This window comes from Pseudoalteromonas sp. SG41-5, assembly GCF_014164495.1.
Classification (GTDB): domain Bacteria; phylum Pseudomonadota; class Gammaproteobacteria; order Enterobacterales; family Alteromonadaceae; genus Pseudoalteromonas; species Pseudoalteromonas rhizosphaerae.
This window is the reverse complement of record NZ_JACJFH010000147.1, coordinates 1-6,713: the sequence shown is the minus strand read 5'-3', so window position 1 is coordinate 6,713 and position 6,713 is coordinate 1. Positions and strand designations below refer to the sequence as shown.

Below are 6,713 nucleotides of genomic sequence, written 5' to 3'. Positions count from 1 at the left end.
GAACAACTCAAGCGCATGTTGCTTGAGTTGCAACAGCATATGGATGAAAAGTTAGCTGAAAAAGACGCGCAAATTCACGAATTGCTACAAGCTTATAACGCGAAACTAGCCAAAGAGTACGCCAAGAAATCTGAAAAGATGCCAGGTGCAGGCGAAGTATTCAATGAAGCTGAAGACATTCTTGATGAACATGATAAAGCGCTATTGGCCACATCGGCCTCAGTAAAGACAGAAAAAGCCAAACCGAAACGCCGCCCACTGCCAGCACAGTTACCACGAGTTGAGGTCGTTGTTGACTTGGATGAGGGTGATAAAAAGTGTGATTGCTGTCAAAGCCCACTACACAAAATGGGTGAAAGCAGCAGTGAAGCGCTCGAGTTTGTGCCAGCGCATATCAAAGTCATCAAAACCATTCGCCCAAAATATACGTGCCGTCACTGTGAGCGAGAAGGCATTGAAAGTGTGGTGAAAACCGCAAAGTTCCCCGCAACAGTCATTCCAAAAAGTATTGCCACGCCTAGTTTGCTGAGCCAGATAATCACCTGCAAATACCAGTTTGGTTTACCGCTTTATCGCCAAGAAACGCTATTTGCTGATATTGGTATTGAGTTGAGTCGGCAAACCATGTCGAGCTGGATGTTACGCTGCGCTGAACTATTATCCCCCTTGTATCAACGCTTAAAAGAGGTGTTGTTATCTCAAGCGGTTATTCATGGCGATGAAACCTCGTTAAATGTTATTAACTCAGAGAAAGCAACCAGCTATATGTGGCTGTATTGTTGTGGTGATGATAGGCTGGGAAAAGGCACCAATATAGTCCTGTTTGATTACCATAACAGTCGTGCAGGACATTGTGTGGTTGATTTTCTTTACGGTTATCAAGGTTATATGCACGTTGATGGCTATAAAGCCTACGAGCAAACAAAGGCAACACTGGTTGCGTGCTTAGCCCATATACGCCGAAAATTCATCGAGGCCAAAGGCAATAATAAAAAAACCGTTAAAGCGGATGTGGCACTTAACCTTATTCGCAAGCTCTACGGTATTGAGCAAGCCATCAAAGATAAATCGGTCAGTGAAAAATTCAAGATTAGACAGCAAAAAGCAAAACCAATTGTCGATGAGTTATATCAATGGTTGATAAAGCACAAAGATAAAATTCCACCGCAAACGGCGCTTGGCAAAGCCATCAACTATGGGATAAATCAGTTTGAGAAATTCAGGCGTTACCTCGATGATGGCAGGCTCAGCATAGATAACAACCGCGCAGAGCGAGCAATAAAACCGTTCGTAATAGGACGGAAAAACTGGTTGTTTTCAAATACCAGCAATGGTGCACATGCGAGCGCCATACTCTATAGTCTTGTTGAAACCGCATTATGCCGCATGCGGCATAATGCGGTTTATACCGAAAGAAAAACTATGCCGAACACATGCTGCCCAATTTCATAAGTGTGCTGGTATTACTGTCATTTGACTGTAAGGATCCAGTTTCTATTCGGCATAGTTTAATCCTAGAACTACAAGCTGGTGAGAAAACCTAACAACTTATCGCTCGGTTTATAGTGAAGATCACTGTGCTTATTAAATGGCGCTACTTTCGCTAATGCTGCTTCCTTCAGTGCCATATGAGCATGTAAGTATCTTTGTGTCGTTTGTGTAGATTCATGTCCAAGCCACATCGCTATTACCGTGGTATCAACACCTGCGCTAAGCAGCTCCATTGCTGCGGTGTGTCGAAGCACATGAGGTGTTACATGCTTCTGCTTCAGCGATGGACATTGAATACTGGCATTAGCAGCATGTTTCTTTACTAAATACTGCACACTGTCTGCACTAAGACGATTGCCGCGTATTGTTGGAAACAGTATATCCTCTTCCATACCAGGAAGCGCTAACAGCCAAGTTTTCATGATACGAACAGCAGGTTTGGTTAAAGGAGTACTTCTTTCTTTCCGACCTTTGCCAAGACATCGGACATGCGCCCCTTGGTCAAGAAATAGGGACGTACTATTGAGCCCGATGATTTCAGAAAGACGCAGCCCTGTCTGTAACGCTAAAAAAAGTAGAGCGTGATCACGATGGCCTATCCACGTCGTTTTATCCGGACTTGCCAGTAATGCCTCTATTTCCGTTCGCTCCAAGAAGTGGATCAGCCTCTGCTCATGTCGTTTACTAGGGATAACTAATACTCGCTGAATTTGTGCGCTATACCCAGGCTCTTCGTATTCTAAAAAGTGGAAAAATGAATGAATGGCAGTCAGACGTAAATTTCTTGTGCGAGCACTGATTACTCGGTGCTCTTCAAGATCATTAAGAAATGCGCTAACTAATTCTGCGTTGATATCTTCTAGCGTTAGCGCAGATGGCGCTTTCCCTAGCTGTTTTTTTGCAAACACCAATAGCAGTCGAAAGGTGTCTCGATAGGAGTATATCGTGTTGTGACTGACGCGTTTTTGATTGATTAAACGAATAGTAAACCAACGTTCAAGCAAGCACGGAAATGCGGTAGTGGCTTTCATAGTTCAGCCTCCAAACGTGTTTCTAAGCGACGCGCAGCAAGTTCCAGTAGCTCTGGACAGGCAGATAAATACCAATAGGTATCACGCACACAACTGTGACCGAGGTAAGTAGACAATTTTGGTAACAAGGTGTCTACCTTTTCTCCAGTTCTATACCATCGTAATAGCGTATTGACCGCAAAGCTATGTCTAAAATCATGGATCCGTGGTCCTGAGCTAGCATTTGGGGTACGTAATCCAATTTGTCGTGATAAACGTAAAAATACACGAGAAACATACTGCGGTAATAAACGGCCACCGCGCTCTGCTACCAAAAAGTACTCACTGCAAGGAGGGTTAATAAGTTCATCGCGACGGCGATCATACTCGACTAGAATACGCTGAGTACTTGCATGTATGGGAACGTAGCGTGATTTTCCAAACTTTGTATCGCGTACAGTGAGAATACAGTTCTCAAGATCTACATCTTGGCGTTTGAGAGTCAAAGCTTCGCTGATACGCAAGCCTGTTGTCGGTAAAAGACCAAAGAGGCAATGGTATGTCCAGCGCCTTAATTTGTTTACCGGTTTAAGAGCTAATGCGGCCTCCAACAATGCCTGTATCTCAATATCAGAGTAAATGTACGGTTTAGAAGAGCCGCTATAGGATAAAAGTCCAACCGGCGGTACCTCTGTGTGTATGTCCATTGTTTGCAAGTGCCGAGCAAACCCGCGAACATAGGCCAGTTTTATAGCCCAGCTAGCATTTTTTCCAGGCGATTGGGTTGCCCATTCAAGTGCAAGTTTGGTAGTGACAAAAGTACTACTGTACTGCTCCATAAACGTAACGAAGCCTTCTAAATCTCTAGCTGGTTGAATAAACTTGTGGCCCAGTCCGCGTCTAAGATCCACATATTCATGTAATATTTTACGTAAGGAGATCATTGTGCTACTCCCGGCCATGGCATGGCTAATGCTCTTAATCCATCAATATTAACTTTGGCATAAATACGTGTCGAATCATGGCTCTTATGGCGAAGTAGTTGACCAATTTCGGACAGTGAAGCACCTGCTTGAAGCAAGTTAGTTGCAAGGCTATGGCGAAAAATATGAGTCCCTTTATGCTTTAGTGTTAACTCAGCTCGCAGTAACGCTGCTTTAGCAATTTGTGAGATCCCAGCAGAGCTTGCAAACTGAGAATGTGGCGCCAATGAGCGTACAAAAACTGAACGGCTATCAGTCTTTGGCCGTGCGTTTTGTAAGTAATCTGATAGCGCCGCACCCACTTCAGGCAGCAAAGGCAAAGCAATAAGCGTTCGACCCTTTCCTCGAATGTTGAGGTTACCAGCATGCCAGTTGATGTCATCTAACTTCAACAGAGCTATTTCATTCGCCCTCAGTCCTAGCCGACTTAATAGCATAAGTACTGCGTAATCCCTTAAGCCAACGGCACTGCTCGTGTCGCAACTGTTCAGCACCTTTTGAATTTGGTTAGAAGATAGATGTTCTGGGAGGGTGGTTAGGCTCCATCTTCTGATACTAGGTACAGCAGAAGACAAATTGTAGGTTGTATACCCCTTATATAAAAGATACCTAGCGAACGCACGTAGTGTCCAACACATATTTTTTGCAGAGCTAGGGCTTTGGTCATGTGCGTGTTGCACTAGAAATTGCCTTACATCTTGTCCTCTTAAGCTTGAAAAGCATGAAACACCATCAGGGCAACACTGCCAAAGAAACTTCCTCAGTGGTATTCGATGTCTGATGACTGAAGTTTCACAAAGTCCATGATTTTGCATCAAATGCTGTTCAAAGTCCTGAATGATCTGCGACAGATGATCTAACACAATCGTTGCTGCTGCTGCTGTTGCATTGAGCGCTCTTAGCACTATAAGAAGTCTAATAAGAGCTGCGTGATCAGACAAAAAAGGATGTCGATTTTTTTGCCTAAATTTTTCATATTGTAGTACTGATGCTTCGTTAACATCAGTCACCTTATACTTTTTACTGGCTAACCATGCGCTATAATCAGCAGCAACTCTAATGTTACGAGCGCCACTCTGGTAGCAGTGACCTTCAGTAATTAGATGCTCTGCATAAGCCTTCATATAAACGCCCAAAGGGCCCGTATGAAGTCGCGCTATTGTTTTTTTACACTTGAAAAATGCCGAAACACTCATAATCCTTCTCCGTAAATTAATTATTAGAAGTCAGATCACACTATGCCGAAGCAATCATATGCAAGTATCTTTGTATTATAGGGTTCTAGCCAAGTGATTCGGCATAGTTTTTCTTTCGGTATAAACTGCAAAAGCAAATGACCTTGTAGTGCATGATTACATCTCAACGTGCTTGCAACACATTGCAGAGCAGCCAAGTAACCTTGAGCCGTTGTTACCTTGGAACATAAAGCAAAGCTAGGTGTCGTTAGCTAGACGCTTACGGTATTGATGCTTTTAAATAAAAACGAACAGTTGGAATTTGTAATAACAAGATGTACTTAATTGGCGTGATATGCGGTGCAGTTATTGGTGTTGCTACAAGGATATACAAATCTTGAAGCCCATGACTTAGGTGATGTTGAGGATCTCTCAACTCGACTAGATATGAAATTAACAAATGAAGATGGAACGTTCTTGAGTACACTTGGTGACTATATTGCGGAAATGAAAACCGCTCAGTACATTGTTGGTTGGGAATAGTGGAAAAAGAGGTTGGTATGAAGAAATTGATTGTGGGTATTTGGCTACTTTTATTTATTGCAGCCATAGAGTTAGGGCTATCAATTCCATCCACATATCCAAATGCAACTGTGATAATTGAAAACTGCAAAAAAGATTCAGGTTTTTGCAAAAATACTGGCGTATTAGAGCTAAGTTTTACTGGTACTTATCGTATGCAATTAGATCATCAAATTCATCTTGAAATGAAGAAAAAAGAATTGGTGAATAACGAAAAGAAAATCTTCATTTTTAAAAGTGCATTCGTAAGAAGTGCGCCTGTAATCATTCAGAAATGAGTTAATCTAACTATTGGAAAACGGAAAAGTTGAAATGAAAGATCGAGTTTTAACACTCAGAGAGATTGAATTTTACGTAGAGCATTCGACAAACGATATTCGGGGTGATTTGAAATCATACTTCTCTATGCGCTCTTCTGCATTAAGTGAAGACCCTAATTACGAAGGTCAGAATGAAAGCAAGCTACTTTCCGAGTGGATAGAGTTGTGTCCAGAATTAGTGCAAATATTTACGTTGGAATATCTCAGGTAGTAATTATGAAAGAATGGATTAAAGAACATGGGCTAAAAGCGTTTTTACAAGGTGTGTTTGTTATCGCTGTTGGTGCAGTCCTTTTTATATATATCTAAGTATTGGAATTTGTTATGGCGAACGAAGAAATTAAAAAAAATAATATCAAATCACATTCTGGAAATGATAATGAAAATTTCTTTATTAGAAATGCTCACCTATTGATTGCTATATTGTGGGGGCTCTGTGCCCTCGGAATATATTTTTACAATTATTAAATTCAGCTCATAGCTTAGTTCTTAAGGAACACAGATCGTGTGACTCCCTATTTTAAAACGGCACATATCATTATTTTTTTCAATGGATTGACGCTTACAATTTACCGCTAGTAGCTCTAGCACACGGTGTACCTTACGATTACACTGTGTTTGCTCTATGCAATCCAGAATATCATCCAGCCAAAGATAACTGCACTTATTCGCTCTAAATGTCGAGATCGCACACTTAAATATCGTCGCTGCACTATGGCAGATAAAACGCTTGATAAGTGTTTGCAGTATGCTCAGCCAAACCAGCGATTCTGCAATGTGTGGGTCTCTTGTGATAAATCCCTTAAGGTTATTCCATGATTTTAGCTCTTTGAAAAGTAACTCAATTTGCCAACGAGTCGCGTATATATCGAGTAACTCATCAAAGTTAAACTGTGTTTCTTTTAAATTGGTAACAAGGAAAACAGGGCGCTTTTCATCGGGTAGATAAATAAGCCTGTACTCGGGTCCATTTTTCTTCCAGCGTACTGTTAACTCAAGTGGCTGACTAGCACGCTTTTTGAGCAAGGTTTTGAGTTTAATATGCTTTTCTTTAAGCTCTACGCCCGCGCAATAAGCAGATGTGACGGTTGGGTTGATGTTTTTATTCGCTCTAACCAAAAAGTAGCCGCCATCTTGAGATACTTGCTCAAA

6 protein-coding genes and 1 pseudogene are annotated in these 6,713 nt (G+C 41.7%); 3 read left to right on the top strand and 4 right to left on the bottom strand.

The features are described from left to right. A partial coding sequence (gene tnpC / locus H5232_RS21645; RefSeq protein ID WP_259400176.1) for an IS66 family transposase occupies window positions 1–1,452 on the top strand: 1,452 nt, incomplete at its 5' end. Between the two features lie 68 nt (window positions 1,453–1,520). On the opposite strand, the gene H5232_RS21640 is transcribed toward tnpC, so the two are convergent. Genes H5232_RS21640 through H5232_RS21630 form a run of 3 tightly spaced genes read right to left on the bottom strand, consistent with a single transcriptional unit; the run spans window position 1,521 to window position 4,608 of the window. Continuing rightward, complete coding sequence (locus tag H5232_RS21640) at window positions 1,521–2,522, bottom strand: tyrosine-type recombinase/integrase (protein ID WP_024600953.1); 1,002 nt, start codon at window positions 2,520–2,522, stop codon at window positions 1,521–1,523. Continuing rightward, entirely contained in the window at window positions 2,519–3,445 is a 927-nt protein-coding gene (locus H5232_RS21635) for a tyrosine-type recombinase/integrase (protein ID WP_182831497.1), read from the bottom strand. The genes H5232_RS21640 and H5232_RS21635 overlap by 4 nt, the downstream gene beginning before the upstream one ends. Next, window positions 3,442–4,608 carry a site-specific integrase gene (locus H5232_RS21630; protein WP_182759114.1) on the bottom strand — a complete coding sequence of 389 codons (1,167 nt, stop codon included), beginning with the start codon at window positions 4,606–4,608 and terminating at the stop codon, window positions 3,442–3,444. Before H5232_RS21630 ends, H5232_RS21635 begins: the two co-directional genes overlap by 4 nt. Window positions 4,609–4,816: 208 nt before the next feature. Between H5232_RS21630 and H5232_RS24775 the strand changes: the two are divergent. Together H5232_RS24775 and H5232_RS21625 are read left to right on the top strand one after the other, a co-directional pair. Further along, window positions 4,817–4,921: pseudogene (locus H5232_RS24775) on the top strand (hypothetical protein); the annotation flags it as partial. A gap of 298 nt (window positions 4,922–5,219) precedes the next feature. Further along, a complete protein-coding gene (locus H5232_RS21625; protein ID WP_182831496.1) occupies window positions 5,220–5,519 on the top strand; it encodes a hypothetical protein in 300 nt (99 codons plus the stop codon). A 531-nt stretch (window positions 5,520–6,050) separates the two neighbouring features. Here the strand turns inward: H5232_RS21625 and H5232_RS21620 are convergent. After that, on the bottom strand, window positions 6,051–6,713 hold a 663-nt coding region (locus H5232_RS21620; protein ID WP_182831495.1), incomplete at its 5' end, for a transposase.